At 66.9% G+C, this 16,951-nt stretch carries 18 protein-coding genes and 1 tRNA gene; 13 read left to right on the plus strand and 6 right to left on the minus strand.

Annotated features, from left to right (window positions below):
• Nucleotides 1-50 precede the first annotated feature (50 nt).
• On the minus strand, nt 51-1,346 hold the full coding sequence (folC, locus tag EJI01_RS19960) for a bifunctional tetrahydrofolate synthase/dihydrofolate synthase (RefSeq protein ID WP_409513971.1): 1,296 nt from the start codon (nt 1,344-1,346) through the stop codon (nt 51-53).
• 47 nt (nt 1,347-1,393) lie between these two features.
• On the opposite strand from folC, the gene EJI01_RS19965 reads away from it, so the two are divergent.
• From EJI01_RS19965 to argG, 4 genes are all read left to right on the plus strand, one after another.
• On the plus strand, nt 1,394-1,750 hold the full coding sequence (locus EJI01_RS19965) for an ArsC family reductase (protein ID WP_126838871.1): 357 nt from the start codon (nt 1,394-1,396) through the stop codon (nt 1,748-1,750).
• A gap of 74 nt (nt 1,751-1,824) precedes the next feature.
• Nucleotides 1,825-2,412, plus strand: a complete 588-nt coding sequence (locus tag EJI01_RS19970) for a hypothetical protein (protein ID WP_126838872.1) — start codon at nt 1,825-1,827, stop codon at nt 2,410-2,412.
• A 72-nt stretch (nt 2,413-2,484) separates the two neighbouring features.
• Entirely contained in the window at nt 2,485-2,808 is a 324-nt protein-coding gene (locus tag EJI01_RS19975; RefSeq protein WP_126838873.1) for a pyrimidine/purine nucleoside phosphorylase, read from the plus strand.
• A gap of 14 nt (nt 2,809-2,822) precedes the next feature.
• A complete protein-coding gene (gene argG / locus EJI01_RS19980) occupies nt 2,823-4,160 on the plus strand; it encodes an argininosuccinate synthase (protein WP_126838874.1) in 1,338 nt (445 codons plus the stop codon).
• A gap of 6 nt (nt 4,161-4,166) precedes the next feature.
• Here the strand turns inward: argG and murB are convergent, their stop codons facing one another.
• Entirely contained in the window at nt 4,167-5,219 is a 1,053-nt protein-coding gene (gene murB / locus EJI01_RS19985) for a UDP-N-acetylmuramate dehydrogenase (RefSeq protein ID WP_126838875.1), read from the minus strand.
• A gap of 44 nt (nt 5,220-5,263) precedes the next feature.
• Here murB and EJI01_RS19990 point away from each other — a divergent pair, with 44 nt between their 5' ends.
• Both EJI01_RS19990 and EJI01_RS19995 read left to right on the plus strand, forming a co-directional pair.
• Nucleotides 5,264-5,749, plus strand: a complete 486-nt coding sequence (locus EJI01_RS19990; protein WP_126838876.1) for a YajQ family cyclic di-GMP-binding protein — start codon at nt 5,264-5,266, stop codon at nt 5,747-5,749.
• Nucleotides 5,750-5,757: 8 nt separating this feature from the next.
• Nucleotides 5,758-6,396, plus strand: a complete 639-nt coding sequence (locus tag EJI01_RS19995) for a TIGR02281 family clan AA aspartic protease (protein WP_126838877.1) — start codon at nt 5,758-5,760, stop codon at nt 6,394-6,396.
• Between the two features lie 169 nt (nt 6,397-6,565).
• Here EJI01_RS19995 and EJI01_RS20000 read toward each other — a convergent pair whose 3' ends face one another.
• From EJI01_RS20000 to EJI01_RS20015, 4 genes are all read right to left on the minus strand, one after another.
• On the minus strand, nt 6,566-6,919 hold the full coding sequence (locus tag EJI01_RS20000) for a RidA family protein (protein WP_126838878.1): 354 nt from the start codon (nt 6,917-6,919) through the stop codon (nt 6,566-6,568).
• 5 nt (nt 6,920-6,924) lie between these two features.
• Complete coding sequence (gene plsY, locus EJI01_RS20005; protein ID WP_126838879.1) at nt 6,925-7,566, minus strand: glycerol-3-phosphate 1-O-acyltransferase PlsY; 642 nt, start codon at nt 7,564-7,566, stop codon at nt 6,925-6,927.
• A 19-nt stretch (nt 7,567-7,585) separates the two neighbouring features.
• Complete coding sequence (gene ybaK / locus EJI01_RS20010) at nt 7,586-8,077, minus strand: Cys-tRNA(Pro) deacylase (protein WP_126838880.1); 492 nt, start codon at nt 8,075-8,077, stop codon at nt 7,586-7,588.
• Nucleotides 8,078-8,171: 94 nt separating this feature from the next.
• Complete coding sequence (locus EJI01_RS20015; RefSeq protein ID WP_126838881.1) at nt 8,172-9,233, minus strand: aldo/keto reductase; 1,062 nt, start codon at nt 9,231-9,233, stop codon at nt 8,172-8,174.
• Nucleotides 9,234-9,390: 157 nt separating this feature from the next.
• Between EJI01_RS20015 and EJI01_RS20020 the strand changes: the two genes are divergently transcribed.
• From EJI01_RS20020 to EJI01_RS20050, 7 genes are all read left to right on the plus strand, one after another.
• Nucleotides 9,391-10,317: an alpha/beta fold hydrolase gene (locus EJI01_RS20020; RefSeq protein WP_126838882.1), complete on the plus strand. Its 927-nt coding sequence runs from the start codon at nt 9,391-9,393 to the stop codon at nt 10,315-10,317.
• A gap of 50 nt (nt 10,318-10,367) precedes the next feature.
• Nucleotides 10,368-11,472 (plus strand): peptide chain release factor 2 gene (gene prfB, locus EJI01_RS20025; RefSeq protein ID WP_126838883.1). Its coding sequence is split into 2 segments (ribosomal slippage): nt 10,368-10,448 and nt 10,450-11,472, totalling 1,104 coding nucleotides; the frame shifts between segments, so codons are not numbered across the junction.
• Nucleotides 11,472-12,158 (plus strand): HAD family hydrolase, encoded by a 687-nt coding sequence (locus EJI01_RS20030; RefSeq protein WP_126838884.1) that lies wholly within the window; start codon nt 11,472-11,474, stop codon nt 12,156-12,158. The genes prfB and EJI01_RS20030 overlap by 1 nt, the downstream gene beginning before the upstream one ends.
• Entirely contained in the window at nt 12,145-14,853 is a 2,709-nt protein-coding gene (pepN, locus tag EJI01_RS20035; protein WP_126838885.1) for an aminopeptidase N, read from the plus strand. Before EJI01_RS20030 ends, pepN begins: the two co-directional genes overlap by 14 nt.
• Nucleotides 14,854-14,991: 138 nt before the next feature.
• Entirely contained in the window at nt 14,992-15,999 is a 1,008-nt protein-coding gene (locus tag EJI01_RS20040) for a class 1 fructose-bisphosphatase (protein WP_126838886.1), read from the plus strand.
• Nucleotides 16,000-16,010: 11 nt separating this feature from the next.
• Nucleotides 16,011-16,086 (plus strand) — tRNA-Thr (locus EJI01_RS20045).
• A 138-nt stretch (nt 16,087-16,224) separates the two neighbouring features.
• Nucleotides 16,225-16,929, plus strand: coding sequence for an SGNH/GDSL hydrolase family protein (locus EJI01_RS20050; protein WP_126838887.1), 705 nt, complete (start codon nt 16,225-16,227; stop codon nt 16,927-16,929).
• The last annotated feature ends 22 nt before the right edge of the window (nt 16,930-16,951 follow it).

The following is a 16,951-nucleotide window of genomic DNA, read 5'->3' on the forward strand; positions in this document are numbered from 1 at the left end:
CTGATGGAGTGCAGCGTGAGGTAGAGAAAAGGCGCCGGAGATCAGGCCAATCAAGAGCCCGGCGACAAGTGCCTGGCCCCGAGACGAGGTGTTCCGTGCTCGAGCACACCACCCACTGTGAAGAACGATCCGAAGACGACGATTCTATCAGCGGGGTCCGCGCGATCGATGGCCGCCTGCAGGGCTTCCATCGGTGCCGCGTGCACGCTGGCCGAGGCATCGGCGCGCGTGTTCTGCGCCTGCCACCGGGCCAGCAGATCGGCCGCCTTGGCCGCGCGCGCGGTCGGCAGATCGGTGAAGTACCAGCGGTCGATCAGGGGTCCGATGCGGGCGAACATGGGCGCCAGGTCCTTGTCCGCCATCACGCCGAACACGCCATGGGTGCTCGGATAGAAGCCCATCGCGTCGAGGTTTTCCGCCAGCGCCGCGACCGCATGCGGGTTGTGCGCGACGTCGAGCACCAGTGCCGGCTCGCCCGGGACGATCTGGAAGCGCCCCGGCAGCTCGACCATCGCAAGACCGGTGCGCACGGCCTGCGCCGTGACCGGCAACCGCTGCCGCAGTGCTTCCAGCGCAGCCAGCACGCCGGCGGCGTTGACCAGCTGGTTGGCGCCGCGCAGCGCCGGGTAGGCCAGCCCGCTGTAGCGCCGGCCGCGGCCGCTCCAGCCCCACTGCTGCTTGTCGCCCGAGATGTTGAAATCGCGGCCCACGCGCCAGAGATCGGCGCCGATGGCCTCCGCGTGATCGATCACGCTTTGCGGCGGCATCGGGTCGCTGACGATGGCGGGGCGGCCGGCGCGCATGATGCCGGCCTTCTCGAAGCCGATGCTCTCGCGATCGGGCCCGAGAAAATCCATGTGGTCCAGGTCGATGCTGGTGATCACGGCGCAGTCGGCATCGACGATGTTGACCGCATCCAGCCGGCCGCCGAGGCCCACTTCGAGGATCGCGACATCGGGCTTGCTCGCCGCCGTGCACAGCAGGATGGCCAGCGTCGTGAATTCGAAATAGGTCAGCGCGACCTCCCCGCGGGCCTGCTCCACCGCCTCGAAATGCGCCGACAGCGCGTTGCCGTCGACCGCCTCGCCCGAAAGCCGCAACCGCTCCTCGAAGCGGATCAGGTGCGGCGAGGTGAATACCGCCGTGCGGTAGCCCGCATGCGTGAGGATCGACTCGAGCATCGCGCAGGTCGAGCCCTTGCCATTGGTGCCGGCCACGGTGATCACCGGGCAGTCGAATGCGAGGCCGAGCTTCTGGGCGACCGCGCGCACGCGATCGAGCCCGAGCTCGATGTTCTTGGGATGCAGGCGCTCGGCGTGCGCGAGCCATTCGGCGAGGCTTTTCATGGAGGCCGGAATTGTCGCCGACCGGCCGCGCGGGCATCATCGCGGGCATGACAACGCTCTATGGCATCACGAATTGCGACACCGTCAAACGCGCCCGCGCCTGGCTCGACGAGCACGGCGTGGCCTACCGCTTTCACGATTTCAAAAAGGAAGGCGTGCCCGAGGCCGAACTCGACCAGTGGCTGCGCGCGCCCGGCTGGGAGGCCCTGGTCAACCGCCGCGGCACGACCTGGCGTCGCCTCGACGATGCGACGCGCGCCTCGGTGGTCGATGCCGCCTCGGCGCGCGCGGCGCTGCTCGCCAATCCGAGCCTGATCAAGCGCCCGGTGGTCAACTGGGGCCCGCAACACGGCGTTAGCACAGGGTTCGACGCCGCCCAATGGGAGAAAGACCACGCCGTGTAAACGGTTGAACCCTGGTCATCGGCTCGCGTCCAACCGGCTCAGGGGGCTTGCGCCCCACCTTCAGGAGTTTCGACATGCGCACGCACAAAACCATTCGCAACATCACGGCCCTGTCGCTGCTGGCAGCCCTGGCCGGCACCGCCAGCCTGGCCCAGGCCGAGCAGGTCTGGGCCCGCGTGATCTCGGCCACGCCCCAGCACGAGGCGACCGGCACCACCCGCTATAACGTCACCTACGAGTACGGTGGCCGGCAATACACCACGATCACCGACACCCGCCCGGGCGCCAGCATCCCGATCGAGGTCGGCGACTACGGCGTCGCCACCACCTCGCCGGTGGCACCGCAGCCGCAACTCGCCCCGCAGCCCGACGAGTCAGACCGGCCCGCGGCCCAGGCAGGCCGCCCCGACTGGAACAACGTGGTGCCCGAGCCTGGCGTGGTGGTCTCGGGCAGCGGCGCTCCGGCACCGGTCTACGGCCAGCCGGTCCCGGTCTACACGCAGCCGGCGCCCGTCTACTATGCCCCGGCCCCGATGTATGTGGCGCCCGCCTACTATCCGCAGCCCTACATCTACCCGCCGGTGGGCATCTCGCTCAATCTCGGGTACTCGCGCGGATGGGGCCGCGGCTGGCACGGCCACGGGCACGGCCGCTGGCGCTGAGCGGCGCCCGGACGGCCTGCGCGCAAAGCCTAAAATCATGGGCTTTCACCGGCGCCAGGCCATTCTTTTCACATGACAACAACCGAATCCCTTCACAGCGCCGCGGTGTCGACCAAAGCGAACGTGTATTTCGACGGCAAGTGCGTGAGCCATAGCCTCACGCTCGCCGACGGCAGCAAGAAATCGGTGGGCGTGATCCTGCCGTCCACGCTCACTTTCAACACCGGCGCGCCCGAAGTCATGGAAGGCACCGGGGGCCGCTGCGAATACCTGCTCTCCGGAAGCAGCGAATGGGCAAGCTCGGGACCGGGCGAAAAGTTCAGCGTGCCGGGCAACTCGAGCTTCCAGATCCGCGTGAGCGGCGAGCCCTACAGCTACATCTGCCACTTCGGCTGAACCGGGATTCCTGCATGTCGACCATTCTTCAGAACGTTCCCGCCGGCCAGAAGGTCGGCATCGCCTTTTCCGGCGGCCTCGACACCAGCGCTGCGCTGCACTGGATGCGCAACAAGGGCGCCATTCCCTACGCCTACACCGCCAACCTCGGGCAGCCCGACGAGCCGGACTACGACGAGATCCCGCGCAAGGCCATGCTCTACGGCGCCGAAAAGGCCCGCCTGGTCGACTGCCGCACGCAGCTCGCCGCCGAAGGCCTTGCCGCGCTGCAGGCCGGCGCCTTCCACGTGACCACGGCCGGCGTCACCTACTTCAACACCACGCCGCTGGGACGCGCGGTCACCGGCACCATGCTGGTGTCGGCCATGAAGGAAGACGACGTCCACATCTGGGGCGACGGCAGCACCTACAAGGGCAACGACATCGAGCGCTTCTACCGCTACGGCCTGCTCACCAACCCGGCGCTGAAGATCTACAAGCCCTGGCTGGACCAGGTCTTCATCGACGAGCTGGGCGGCCGCGCCGAGATGTCCGAATTCATGCAGAAGGCCGGCTTCGCCTACAAGATGTCTGCCGAGAAGGCGTATTCGACCGACTCCAACATGCTCGGCGCGACGCACGAGGCGAAAGACCTGGAACACCTGAACAGCGGCATGAAGATCGTGCAGCCGATCATGGGCGTCGCGTTCTGGAAAGACGAGGTGGAAGTCAAGCGCGAGGAGGTCACCGTTCGCTTCGAGGAGGGCCGCCCGGTCGCCATCAACGGGGTCGAATACCCGAGCCTGGTCGAGCTGCTGCTGGAAGCCAACCGCGTCGGCGGCCGCCACGGCCTGGGCATGAGCGACCAGATCGAGAACCGCATCATCGAGGCCAAGAGCCGCGGCATCTACGAGGCCCCCGGCCTGGCGCTGCTGTTCATCGCCTACGAGCGCCTGGTGACCGGCATCCACAACGAGGACACCATCGAGCAGTACCGCGACCACGGCCGCCGCCTGGGCCGCCTGCTCTACCAGGGCCGCTGGTTCGACCCGCAGGCCATCATGCTGCGCGAGACCGCGCAGCGCTGGGTGGCCCGCGCGGTGACGGGCGAAGTCACGGTCGAGCTGCGCCGCGGCAACGACTACTCGATCCTCGATACCCAGTCGCCCAACCTCACCTACAAGCCCGAGCGGTTGACGATGGAAAAAGGCGAATCGAGCTTCTCGCCGGCCGACCGCATCGGCCAGCTCACGATGCGCAACCTCGACATCGTCGACACGCGCGACAAGCTGGCGATCTACACGCAGGCCGGGCTGCTGTCTTCGGGCCAGGGCGCTTCGCTGCCGCAGCTCAAGAACGACGAGAAGAACTGAGCCGCGTCAGACGACGACGGGTTCCGGCTCCAGCCGGATCCCGAAGCGCTCGTAGACGCTGGTCTGGATCGCCTTGGCCAAGGTCATGACCTCGCCGCCAGTCACCGGATGGGCGGTGCCGCCGCGGTTGACCAGCACCAGCGCCTGCTTTTCGTAGACGCCGGCATTGCCGACCGATTTGCCCTTCCAGCCGCAGGCATCGATCAGCCAGCCGGCCGCCAGCTTGATGCTGCCGTCGGCCATCGGGTAGTGCACGATCTTCGGATCGCGCGCAATGATGTCGGCGCACTGCTCGGGCGTGACGGTCGGGTTCTTGAAGAAGCTGCCGGCATTGCCGAGCACGCGCCAGTCGGGCAGCTTCGCCGTGCGGATGGCGCAGACCCAGTCGAAGATCTCGGTTGCGCTGGGCGTGAAGTTGCCGGTTTCGGCCATCTTGCGCTCCAGGTCGAGGTAGCCGAGCACCGGCTTCCACGGCTTGGGCAGCCGAAAGCGCACGCGCGTGATCAGCGCCCGCCCGCTCAGGCCGAAATCGTTCTCGCCGCTGGCCGTGTGCTTGAACACCGAGTCGCGGTAGCCGAAGGCGCATTGCGCGGCGTCGAGGGTGAAGGTGCGGCCTGTTTCCAGGTCGATGGCATCGAGCGCATCGAAGCGGTCCTGCAGCTCGACGCCGTAGGCGCCGATGTTCTGCACCGGCGCGCCGCCCACCGTGCCGGGGATCAACGCCAGGTTTTCGAGGCCGGGGAATCCCTGCTCCAGGGACCAGCGCACGAGCTCGTGCCAGGTTTCGCCGGCGCCCGCCTCCACGATCCAGGCGCGCGGCGTCTCTTCGACCAGCCGCCGGCCCTTGATTTCGACCTTGAGCACCAGCGGCTTGACGTCGCCGGTCAGCACGATGTTGCTGCCGCCGCCGAGCACGAACTTGGGCGCGCCGCGCCACTCTGCATCCGCCAGGACCGCGGCCACGTCGGCTTCGCCCGCGACGCGCACCAGGTGCTGGGCGCGCGCGATGATGCCGAAGCTGTTGTGCTGCTGCAGCGGTACGTTGTGCTCCACGATCATGGGAGAATTGTCGCATTCACACAGAGCGAAGCCGAGGAGAGTCCATGCCGTCTTTCGATACCGTCTGCGAGCCCAACCTGCCCGAGGTCAAGAATGCCGTCGAGAACACGGCCAAGGAAATCGCCACGCGTTTCGACTTCAAGGGCACCGCGGCCGCCGTCGAACTCAAGGACAAGGAAATCACCCTGATCGGCGACGCCGAATTCCAGCTGGTGCAGGTCGAGGACATCCTGCGCAGCAAGCTCACCAAGCGCAGCGTCGACGTGCGCTTCCTCGACAAGGGCGACGTGCAGAAGATCGGCGGCGACAAGGTCAAGCAGGTGATCAAGGTCAAGAACGGCATCGAGAGCGAGACCGCCAAGAAGATCCAACGCCTGATCAAGGACAGCAAGCTCAAGGTCCAGGCCGCGATCCAGGGCGACGCGGTGCGCGTGACCGGTGCCAAGCGCGACGACCTTCAGGCCGCGATGGCGCTGATCAAGAAGGACGTGCCGGACATGCCGCTGTCCTTCAATAACTTCAGAGACTGAGCCTTTTCATGAAGGCGCTCCTCCCGCTGCTGCTGGCCGCAGCCTGCACTTTCGCGCACGCCCAATCGGTCATGCTCACCGGCACCATCGGCAGCCGCGCCATCCTGATCGTCAATGGCGGCGCACCGAAGACCGTCGCCGTCGGCGAAACCTTCCAGGGCGTCAAGCTGCTCTCGCTGGGCGCCGAGCAGGCGACGGTGGAGGCCGAAGGCAAGCGCGTGCTGCTGCGCATGGACACGCCGGTCAGCATCGGGGGCAGTGGCCCCGGTGGTGGCGGCGGCAACCGCATCGTGCTGCCCGCCGACAGCCGCGGCCATTTCATGACGCAGGGCACGATCAACGGCCGCACGGTCAACTTCATGCTCGACACCGGCGCCACAAGCGTCGCCCTGTCTGCCGCCGACGCGCAGCGCATCGGCCTCGATTTCAGCAAGGGGCAACTGATCCGCATGAACACGGCCAATGGCGTCGCGCAGGCCTACCGACTGCGGCTCAATTCGGTGCGCGTGGGCGACGTCGAGGTCTACGACGTCGAGGCGGTGGTCTCGCAGCAGCCGATGCCTTATGTGCTGCTGGGCAACAGCTTCATCAACCGCTTCTCGATGCGGCGCGATGCGGACCAGATGGTTCTCGAAAAACGCTACTGAACTAAGGCCCCCGGCTTTTCACGCGCTTCGCGCGTGTAACTCCACCCCCGAGGGGCTGAGGTCCGCGGCTCCAAGGCTGCCTGCGCAGCCTTGGACGGACCGAAGGGTTGCCGCATCTGGCGGCAACGCGTGGGCTCGGCTGCCTTGGGGCGGCCCGGCGGCGGCCGAATCAGCTTGCAGCCGCCGTCACGACGATCTCGATCTTGTAGGCCGGCTTGGCCATGGCCGCCTGCACCGTCGCGCGCGGCGGCGTGTGGCCGGCGGGGATCCATGCGTCCCACACCTCGTTCATCGCCGCGATGTCGGTGATGTCGGCCAGGAAGATCTGTGTCATGAGAATGCGCGACTTGTCGCTGCCGGCCTCGGCCAGCAGCCGATCGACCATCGCAAGCACCTGCGAGGTCTGGCCGCGAATGTCCTGCGTCGTGTCGTCGGGCACCTGGCCCGCGAGGTAGATGGTGCCGTTGTGAACCGCCGTCTCGCTGAGGCGCGGACCGACGTGAAAGCGTTGAATGGTGCTCATGCCGACTACTCCTGTGTCCTTGTCTTCGATCCGAGCCGGGACTCGGTGCCGGCCACGAGCCGGCGGATGTTTTCGCGATGGCGCCAGAACAGGAGCAGGCTGATCGCGACCAGCGCCACCAGCACCGTGGGATGCCGCGGCCAGGCGATGCCGCCGCCGATCAGGTAGTAGGCCGGCGCGAAGAAGGCCGCCACCAGCGAGGCCAGCGACGAATAGCGGAAGAAAACGGCGATGATCAGCCAGGTGGTGCCGGTTGCCAGCCCCAGCAGCCAGTCGATACCGACCAGCGCACCGGCCGCCGTCGCGACGCCCTTCCCGCCCTGGAAACCGAAGAACACCGGGTAGAGATGCCCCAGAAAAGCCGCCAACCCGGCCAGCGCCGCCGTGCCAGGCCCCATGCCGAAATCGGCGCCGAAGCGATGGACCAGGAACACCGGCACCCAGCCCTTGAGCGCATCGAGCAGCAGCGTCGCGAGCGCCGCCCCCTTGTTGCCCGAGCGCAGCACATTGGTGGCGCCCGGGTTCTTGCTGCCGTAGCTGCGGGGGTCGGCCATGCCGAGCGACTTGCTGACGATCACCGCGAAGGACAGCGATCCGAGCAGATAGGACAGAACGATCGCGATGAGCGAGGGAAGGTAGGAACTCACGGTGTCTCCAGGCGGCCGGCTATTCTGCCAGCGCGCACTGCACCGGTTTTGCGTCGAGCAGCCGGACGCAGACCTGCGGATCGATGCCGACCAGGTAGCCCCGCCGCCCGCCGTTGATCGCGATCTTCGGCAGATCGAGGATCGTCGACTCCACATAGACGGGCATCGCGCGCCGCGTGCCGAAGGGCGAAGTGCCGCCGACCAGGTAGCCGCTGTGCCGGTTCGCGACCTCCGGCTTGCAGGGCTCCACCGACTTGGCGCCGATCTGGCGCGCCAGGTTCTTGGTCGACACCGTGCGGTTGCCGTGCATCAGCACGATCAGCGGCTTGGCATCCTGGTCCTGCATCACCAGCGTCTTGACGACCGTGAACGGATCGAGCCCCAGCACCTCGGCGCTGTGCTGCGCGCCGCCGTGCTCGAGGTACTCGTACGGGTGTTCGGTGAAGGCGATGCCGTTCGCCCGCAGCATCTGCGTGGCGGGCGTTTCGCTGACGTGGGTCTTCTTGCTCATACGGCCGGCGCCGGGCCGCCCCAAGGCGGCCGAGCCTCTCCCTCGGGGGGTGGAGTTACACGCGCGCAGCGCGTGAAAAGCCGGGGGGCTGCCATCAGATCGCTGGATCCCTCATTTCCCAACGCAGCTTGTCGACTTCGGCCATCACTTCCGGCGTCAGCGTGCTGCCCCAGGCATCGATGTTCTCGTCGAGCTGCGCCACCGAGGTCACCCCGATGATGGTGCTCGCCACCAGCCACTTGGTGTAGCAGAAGGCCAGTGCGAACTGCGTCGGCGTCATGCCGAGCTCGCGTGCCAGGGCGTTGTAGCGGCGCGCCGCGTTCAGCGACTCGGGCCGGCCCCAGCGCTGCTTGCGCACCGATTCGTAGCGCGTGATGCGCGCCTCCTCGGGCGCATCGGGGCCGAGGATGCCGCTCTTGTCGTACTTGCCGGTCAGAAGCCCGAAGGCAAGCGGCGAATAGGCCAGGAAGGAAACGCCGAGCCGGTGGATGGTCTCGTCCAGCCCGTTCTCGGCCGCGCGGCTCAGCAGGTTGTAGACGTTCTGCACCGTCGCCACGCGCGGCAGGCCATGCTCTTCGGCCAGCCGCACGAATTCGTGCACGCCGTAGGGCGTTTCGTTGGAGAGGCCGATGGCGCGCACCTTGCCAGCCTTCACCAGCCCCGTCAGCGCGTCGAGCTGCTCGCGGATGGAGGTTTGCGACCGCTCCTTGGCCGGGTCGTAGTAGATGTTGCCGAAGGCCGGCACGTGCCGCTCCGGCCAGTGGATCTGGTAGAGGTCGATCACATCGGTCTGCAGGCGCCGCAGGCTGCCCTCGCAGGAGGCGACGATATCGGCCGCCGTCATGCCGCCACCCTCGCGCACCCAGGGCGTCGCGCGCGAAGGGCCGGCAGCCTTGGTGGCGAGCACGGTCCTGGCGCGCGTGCCGGGGTTTTTGGCATACCAGTTGCCGATGATGGTTTCGGTCGCGCCGTAGGTCTCCTCGCGCGTCGGCACGGCGTACATCTCGGCGGTGTCGATGAAATCGACGCCGCGCTCGAGCGAGCGGTGGAGGATGGCGTGGGCGGTGGCTTCGTCCACCTGTTCGCCGAATGTCATGGTGCCGAGGCAGATCGGCGTGACGCGGAGGTCGCTCTGACCGAGTTGGATTTTTTGCATGCGCGAAATGCTACAGCGCTCGCGTGTCCTGCGCCGGACTGCGCGGCTTGCGGTGCGTCCGGCCGCCGCCGGGCCGCCCCAAGGCGGCCGAGCCACCCCCTCGGGGGTGGCGAAGCACGCGAAGTGGCAAGCTGGGGGCCTGTCTATCATCGACTGGATGTACCAAGCCCTCCGCCCCTTCGTCAGCGAATTCATCCCCGTGCGCAACCTGCGCTACCACGTGCGCGTCTGGGGCACGCCTTCGCCGAATCGACCGCCGCTGGTCATGCTGCATGGCTGGATGGACGTTGCCGCCTCCTGGCAGTTCGTGGTCGACGCGCTGGCCGAGGAGCGCCATGTGATCGCGCCCGACTGGCGCGGCTTCGGCCTCACCGAGGGCGGCGGCGTCGACAACTACTGGATGCCAGATTACCTGGCCGACCTGGACTGGCTGCTCGACCACTACGCCGGCGACACGCCCATCGACCTCGTCGGCCACAGCATGGGCGGCAACATCGCAATGCAGTACGGCGGCGTGCGGCCGCAGCGGGTGCGCCGGCTGGTCAACCTCGAAGGCTTCGGCATGCCGCTGCTGCAGCCGGACGAAGCGCCGCAGCGCTACGGCAAGTGGATCGACGAACTGAAGCGCCTGCACCGCGGCGAGATGGCCCTGGCCAGCTACCCGGCGCCCGAGGGCGTCGCGCGGCGCCTCATGAAGACCAACCCGCGCCTCACGCAGGACAAGGCCGACTGGCTGGCCGGCCAGTGGTCCGCCGCCCGGCACCTGCCCGAGGGCGGCGAGCGCTGGGAGATCCTCGGCGATCCGGCGCACAAGATCGTCAACGCCAACATCTTCCGCGTCGACGAGGCGCTCGCGCTCTACGCCGGCATCGCCGCGCCGGTGCTGGCGGTAGTGGCCTCGGACGACAGCCTCGGCAAATGGTGGAAGGGCCGCTACACGCTGGCCGACTTCCAGGAACGGCTGAAATCCGTGTCCGACGCGCGCCTGGCCCGCGTCGAGGAGGCCGGCCACATGCTGCACCACGACCAGCCCGCGCGGGTGGCCGCCTTGATCGAAGACTTCCTGGCTGAAACCGGGGCTTGACGGGCATGAGAAAATGCCCGGTTTCCCCCGAACACCGTCAGGACACCCCCATGGATGCAGAGCAAATCAACCAAATCGGCGCAACCCTCGCGGACCTGAGCGCACGGACCGTGGATTTACGGAGGTATCTTTGACTACGATGCCAAAGCCGAACGTCTGAGGACTGTCAACGCATCGCTCGAAGATCCCACGGTCTGGAACGACCCGAAGAAGGCCCAGGAACTGGGCCGCGAGAAGAAGTCGCTCGACGACGTGGTCGTCACGCTCGACCGGCTCACCAGCGGCCTCTCGGACAACACCGAGCTCTTCGAAATGTCGAAGGAAGAAGGCGACATGGACGGCCTGCAGTCCATCGCCGATGACGCCGCCAAGCTCGAAGCCGACATCAAGCAGCTCGAGTTCCGCCGGATGTTCAACAACCCGGCCGATCCGCTGAACGCCTTCGTCGACATCCAGGCCGGCGCCGGCGGCACCGAGGCCTGCGACTGGGCCAGCATGCTGCTGCGCCAGTACCTGAAGTACGCCGAGCGCAAGGGCTTCAAGACCCAGATCGAGGACGAGACGCCCGGCGACACGGCCGGCATCAAGGGCGCCACCATCAAGGTCGAGGGCGACTACGCCTTCGGATTGCTGCGCACCGAAACCGGCGTGCACCGCCTGGTGCGCAAGTCGCCCTTCGACTCCTCGGGCGGACGCCATACAAGCTTTGCCAGCATCTTCGTCTACCCCGAGATCGACGACTCGATCGAGATCGAGATCAATCCGGCGGACGTGCGCACCGACACCTTCCGCGCCAGCGGCGCCGGCGGCCAGCACATCAACAAGACCGACTCGGCCGTGCGGCTCACGCACATCCCGACCGGCATCGTGGTCCAGTGCCAGGACGGCCGCAGCCAGCACAGCAACCGCGACGTGGCCTGGAAGCGCCTGCGCTCGCGCCTGTACGACCACGAGATGCGCAAGCGCCAGGAAGAGCAGCAGAAGCTGGAAGACAGCAAGACCGACGTCGGCTGGGGCCACCAGATCCGCAGCTACGTGCTGGACAACAGCCGCATCAAGGACCTGCGCACCAACGTCGAGATCAGCAATACGCAGAAGGTGCTCGACGGCGACCTCGACCCCTTCATCGAAGCCTCGTTGAAGCAAGGCGTCTGATGCAGGGCGCTTCGCACAAGGCGGAAGCCCTGATCTTCGACATGGACGGCACCATGGTCGACTCCATGCCCTGGCACGCCAAGGCATGGATCGAATACGGCCGCCGCAAGGGCCTCGCGATCGACATCCCGGACTTCATGCGCCGCACCACCGGCCGCACCGCCTTCGAATGCGCCTGCGAGCTCATGGGCCGCGAGGTGAGCGAGGCCGAGAGCATGGAGATCACGCACGCCAAGGAGTCGATCTACCGCGAGCTCTTCGGTGCGGCCTTCCGCGAAGTGACCGGCTTCAGCGACTTTGCCAAGGCTGCGGCCGCACGCGGCCTCAAGATCGCGGTCGGCACGGCGGGCGACAAGCACAACATCGCCTTCACCATGTCGCAGCTCAAGCTGGACCCGGCGCCGCTCGCCATCGTGGGCGGCGACGAGGGCCTGCCCGGCAAGCCGCAGCCCGCGATCTTTCTTGAAGCCGCGCGCCGCATCGGCGTGCCGCCGGCGCGCTGCGTCGTGTTCGAAGACGCGCCCTTCGGCATCGAGGCCGCGCGTCGCGGCGGCATGCGCGCGGTGGCGGTCTGCAGCACCCACTCTGCCTCCGAACTCGCAGGGCCGCATGTGATCGCGGCCGTGCGCGACTACAACGAACTCGCAAAATCAAACTTTCTGGAGACGCTCGATGCACTTGCGTGATGCCCAAGGCGAACCCGTCGCGATCCGCCGCGAGGACTACCGTGCCCCCGCCTACTGGATCGACACCGTCGACCTGACCTTCGACCTCGACCCGGCCAAGACGCGCGTGCTCAACTGCATGCGCCTGCGCCGCAACCCCGACGTGCCGGCCGAGCCGCTGCGCCTGGACGGCGACGAGCTCAACCTGGCGCGGGTGCTGGTCGACGGCCAGGGCGCGTCCTTTCGCATGGAGGCCGAGCAGCTCATCCTGGACAACCTGCCGTCCGCCGAACATGGGGCCTTCGAGCTCGAGCTCTTCACCACCTGCGCGCCCGCGAAGAACACCAAGCTCATGGGCCTGTTCGTGAGCGAGGACACCTTCTTCACGCAGTGCGAGGCCGAGGGCTTCCGCCGCATCACCTACTTCCTCGACCGTCCCGACGTGATGGCGAGCTACACGGTGACGATCCGCGCCGCCAAGGCCGCCTACCCGGTGCTGCTGTCCAACGGCAATCTGGTCGAACAGGGCGAGCTGCCCGAGGGCCGCCACTTCGCGAAGTGGGTCGATCCTTTCCGCAAGCCCTGCTATCTCTTCGCGCTGGTGGCCGGCAAGCTGGTGGCGCGCGAGCAGCGCATCAAGGCGCGCAACGGCAAGGAGCACCTGCTGCAGGTCTACGTGCGCGCCGGCGACCTCGACAAGACCGAGCACGCGATGAACTCGCTCATCAACTCGGTGACGTGGGACGAAGCCCGCTTCGGCCTGCCGCTGGACCTGGACCGCTTCATGATCGTCGCCACCAGCGACTTCAACATGGGCGCGATGGAGAACAAGGGCCTCAACATCTTCAACACGAAGTACGTTCTGGCCAACCAGGCCACCGCCACCGACGCCGACTACAGCAACATCGAGAGCGTGGTCGGCCACGAATATTTCCACAACTGGAGCGGCGACCGCGTGACCTGCCGCGACTGGTTCCAGCTCTCGCTGAAGGAAGGCCTCACCGTCTTCCGCGACCAGGAGTTCAGCCAAGACCTGTGCGCCGACGCCTCGGCGCGCGCCGTCAAGCGCATCGAGGACGTGCGCGTGCTGCGCACCGCCCAGTTCCCCGAAGACGCGGGCCCGATGGCGCATCCGGTGCGGCCCGACAGCTACATCGAGATCAGCAACTTCTACACCGTCACCATCTACGAGAAGGGTGCCGAGGTGGTGCGCATGATGCAGACGCTGGTCGGCCGCAGGGGCTTCGAGCGCGGCATCACGCTGTACTTCGAGCGCCACGACGGCCAGGCTGTGACCTGCGACGACTTCGCGCAGGCCATTGCCGACGCCAACCCCGAGTCCGAGCTCGCGCGCCTCTTGCCGCAGTTCAAGCGCTGGTACAGCCAGGCCGGCACGCCGCGCCTGGCAGCCCACGGCGTGTACGACGCCGCCACGCGCAGCTACACGCTGAGCTTCGTGCAGAGCTGCGCGCCGACGCCGGGGCAGCCGGTGAAGGAACCTTTCGTGATCCCGGTGAACGTCGGCCTCCTCGGCGCCGACGGCCGCGAGCTGCCGCTGCAGCTGGCCGGCGAAGAGAATGCGACGCAAGGCACGCGCACGCTGGTGCTCACGCGCCCCGGCGAGCAGTTCACCTTCACCAACATCGACGCCGAGCCGGTGCCTTCGATCCTGCGCGGCTTCAGCGCGCCGGTGATCCTCGACCACGAATACAGCGATGCCCAGCTGCTCACGCTGCTGGCCAACGACCCCGACCCCTTCAACCGCTGGGAAGCCGGCCAGCGCCTGGCGCTGCGCGCCGCGATCCACGCGATCGACACGGCCGCCGTCAGCACCAGCAGCGAAACGCCGCTCAACGAGGCGTACCTCGAAGCCATGCGCCGCGTGCTGCGCGACCCGAAACTCGACGCCGCCTTCAAGGAACTGGTGCTCACCCTGCCCTCGGAAACCTACATCGCCGAGCAGCTGGAAGTGGTCGACCCGCAGCGCGTGCATGCCGTGCGCGAAGCCATGCGCGCGCAGCTCGCCGCCGGCCTCTTTGCCGACTGGGAGCAGGCCTACGAGCAGAACCGCGACACCGGCGCCTACCAGCCCGACCCCGTGTCCTCGGGCCGCCGCGCGCTGGCGGGCATCGCCCTCACCCACCTGTGCCTTGCTGCGAGGGCTTCGGGCGACACCGTCTGGCCCGGCAAGACGCTGCAGCGCTTCAAGGACGCTGGCAACATGACCGACCGCTTCAACGCGCTCAACGCCCTGGTCTCCTCGGGCCACGCGCTGGCGGCGCAGGCGCTGGCGCGCTTCCACGCGATCTTCCAGAAAGAGGCGCTGGTCATCGACAAGTGGTTTTCGCTGCAGGCCGGCGCGCCCGACCGCGGCGGCGACATCCTGCCGCTGGTCAAGCAGCTGATGAAGCACCCCGACTTCTCGCTCAAGAACCCGAACCGCGCGCGCAGCGTGATCTTCAGCTACTGCAGCGGCAACCCCGGCGCGCTGCACCGCCCCGATGCGGCCGGCTATGTGTTCTGGAGCGATCGCGTGATCGAGCTCGACGCCATCAACCCGCAGGTCGCGGCCCGCCTCGCGCGCGCGCTCGACCGCTGGAGCAAGCTGGTCGAGCCCTACCGCAGCGCAGCCCGCGAGGCCATCATGCGCGTGGCCGCCAAGCCCGATCTCAGCAAGGACACGCACGAGGTCGTGACCCGCGCGCTGGCGGGCTAAGCTCTCCCCCAGGCTTCGCGCACTTCGTGTCGCGCGCGCCTTCCCCTTCCGGGGGCAACACCAGCGGCCCGGCAAAGCCGGTTCCGCGGTGTTTCACGAACAGACAGGTTGAACCCACTCAGATCCTGGAGTCATTGCATGCCCAAGAACATTTCCCTCACCCGCTACCTGGTCGAACAACAGCGCGCCGACGGCCTGATCCCGGGCCAGCTGCGCCTCTTGCTCGAAGTGGTGGCGCGCGCCTGCAAGACCATCAGCCAGGCCGTCAACAAGGGCGCGCTCGGCGGCGTGCTCGGCACGGCCGAGAGCGAGAACGTGCAGGGCGAGATCCAGAAGAAGCTGGACATCATCGCCAACGAGGTGCTGATCGAGGCCAACGAATGGGGAGGCCATCTCGCCGCCATGGCCAGCGAGGAGATGGACAGCATCCACGTGGTGCCCAACCGCTACCCGCAAGGCGAATACCTGCTGTTGTTCGACCCGCTCGACGGCTCGAGCAACATCGACGTCAACGTCAGCATCGGCACCATCTTCAGCGTGCTGAAGAAGCCCGATGACACCCCCGGCGTGCAGGAGGCCGACTTCCTGCAGGCCGGCAGCAAACAGGTGGCGGCCGGCTACTGCATCTACGGCCCGCAGACGACGCTGGTGCTGACCGTGGGCAACGGCGTCGCGATGTTCACGCTCGACCGCGAGCAAGGTTCCTTCATGCTCACGCAGGAGGACATCCAGATCCCGGCCGACACCAAGGAATTCGCCGTCAACATGAGCAACATGCGCCACTGGGACGCTCCGGTGAAGCGCTATATCGATGAATGCCTGGCCGGCAAGGACGGCCCGCGCGGCAAGGACTTCAACATGCGCTGGATTGCAAGCATGGTGGCCGACGTGCACCGCATCCTGATGCGCGGCGGCGTCTTCATGTACCCCTGGGACAAGCGCGAGCCCGAAAAGGCCGGCAAGCTGCGGCTCATGTACGAGGCCAACCCGATGAGCTGGCTCGTCGAACAGGCCGGCGGCGCCGCCACCAACGGCAAGAAGCGCATCCTCGACCTGGAGCCCACCAAGCTGCACGAGCGCGTGGCTGTCGTGTTGGGATCAAAGAACGAGGTCGAGCGGCTGACGGGGTATCACGAACCGCTATAATCGCGGGCTTAGCCGGTGTAGCTCAGTCGGTAGAGCAGCTCATTCGTAATGAGAAGGTCGGGTGTTCGATTCATCTCTCCGGCACCAAATCCCACAAATAAAGTCTGCTATCGAACAGGTAGCAGACTTTATTTTTTCCAGCTCCTGAAGCACACACCAAGCTCGTTCGACGCGACTTGCGAGCCCCGCTCACCAGCTGGCCGCATCCATCATTTCGATCCAGGCGTGAAATTAGCGATCTCCGCACTACTCTTCATGTCGGTTGCGCTCAGCGCATGCGACGGCAACAAGACAGGATCAGCGGCCCAGGGATCCGTTGCGGGCGCTCTTGCCTTGCAAACCCCCTTCCCGCCGATATCCAAAGAAGCAGCCGACGACTGCTCCTTGGTCCTGTACGGCGATTCGATCCTGAATGGGACCTATGTCCTTGCCGAGCACGCGATGCGGCACCCGCGCAATCCCGTGGCCGAACTCAAGGCGCAGCGGCCCGCTTGGCAGATCGATGACCGCACGCAACCGGGACAGTCTCTCGCGAAGCTGGCCAAGAACTTTGCAAACGATCCGCGGTCGTCGCGCGTCGTCGTGATCGGGAGCGGCATCGCCGAGGGCTGGTCCGGCGGCTCGGTGATGTCCAATCTGCCCTGGATGCTCGAAGCGGTGCGCTACGAGGGCCGAACCCCGGTGCTGACCGGCTACGCGCGCCAGGTACCCAATTCCTTCATCACGCCAGACAAGATGGCCGGGCGCGACCGTGTGGATGCCGAAGCAAAGGCCCTGGCTCGCGAAAGCGATGTCGAATTCGCCGATTTTGGGGCTGCCGGGCCGGTCGGAATTGCCGATGACGTGCATCCGACACAGACATATAGCCTGCGACTCACCGGCCAGCTGATCGAGGCGCTGGATCGCGTGGCGCCGGAATGCAGTCATTGATGAGGCCAAGACGGTCATCGCG

The organism is Variovorax sp. MHTC-1 (assembly GCF_003984645.1).
In the GTDB taxonomy this organism is placed as follows: domain Bacteria; phylum Pseudomonadota; class Gammaproteobacteria; order Burkholderiales; family Burkholderiaceae_C; genus Variovorax.

What these genes read in the sequence shown, in the direction of transcription:
- folC (WP_409513971.1), bottom strand. Translation starts at nt 1,346, where the DNA reads ATGAAAAGCCTCGCCGAATGGCTCGCGCACGCCGAGCGCCTGCATCCC.
- EJI01_RS19965 (WP_126838871.1), top strand. Translation starts at nt 1,394, where the DNA reads ATGACAACGCTCTATGGCATCACGAATTGCGACACCGTCAAACGCGCC.
- EJI01_RS19970 (WP_126838872.1), top strand. Translation starts at nt 1,825, where the DNA reads ATGCGCACGCACAAAACCATTCGCAACATCACGGCCCTGTCGCTGCTG.
- EJI01_RS19975 (WP_126838873.1), top strand. Translation starts at nt 2,485, where the DNA reads ATGACAACAACCGAATCCCTTCACAGCGCCGCGGTGTCGACCAAAGCG.
- argG (WP_126838874.1), top strand. Translation starts at nt 2,823, where the DNA reads ATGTCGACCATTCTTCAGAACGTTCCCGCCGGCCAGAAGGTCGGCATC.
- murB (WP_126838875.1), bottom strand. Translation starts at nt 5,219, where the DNA reads ATGATCGTGGAGCACAACGTACCGCTGCAGCAGCACAACAGCTTCGGC.
- EJI01_RS19990 (WP_126838876.1), top strand. Translation starts at nt 5,264, where the DNA reads ATGCCGTCTTTCGATACCGTCTGCGAGCCCAACCTGCCCGAGGTCAAG.
- EJI01_RS19995 (WP_126838877.1), top strand. Translation starts at nt 5,758, where the DNA reads ATGAAGGCGCTCCTCCCGCTGCTGCTGGCCGCAGCCTGCACTTTCGCG.
- EJI01_RS20000 (WP_126838878.1), bottom strand. Translation starts at nt 6,919, where the DNA reads ATGAGCACCATTCAACGCTTTCACGTCGGTCCGCGCCTCAGCGAGACG.
- ybaK (WP_126838880.1), bottom strand. Translation starts at nt 8,077, where the DNA reads ATGAGCAAGAAGACCCACGTCAGCGAAACGCCCGCCACGCAGATGCTG.
- EJI01_RS20015 (WP_126838881.1), bottom strand. Translation starts at nt 9,233, where the DNA reads ATGCAAAAAATCCAACTCGGTCAGAGCGACCTCCGCGTCACGCCGATC.
- EJI01_RS20020 (WP_126838882.1), top strand. Translation starts at nt 9,391, where the DNA reads ATGTACCAAGCCCTCCGCCCCTTCGTCAGCGAATTCATCCCCGTGCGC.
- EJI01_RS20030 (WP_126838884.1), top strand. Translation starts at nt 11,472, where the DNA reads ATGCAGGGCGCTTCGCACAAGGCGGAAGCCCTGATCTTCGACATGGAC.
- pepN (WP_126838885.1), top strand. Translation starts at nt 12,145, where the DNA reads ATGCACTTGCGTGATGCCCAAGGCGAACCCGTCGCGATCCGCCGCGAG.
- EJI01_RS20040 (WP_126838886.1), top strand. Translation starts at nt 14,992, where the DNA reads ATGCCCAAGAACATTTCCCTCACCCGCTACCTGGTCGAACAACAGCGC.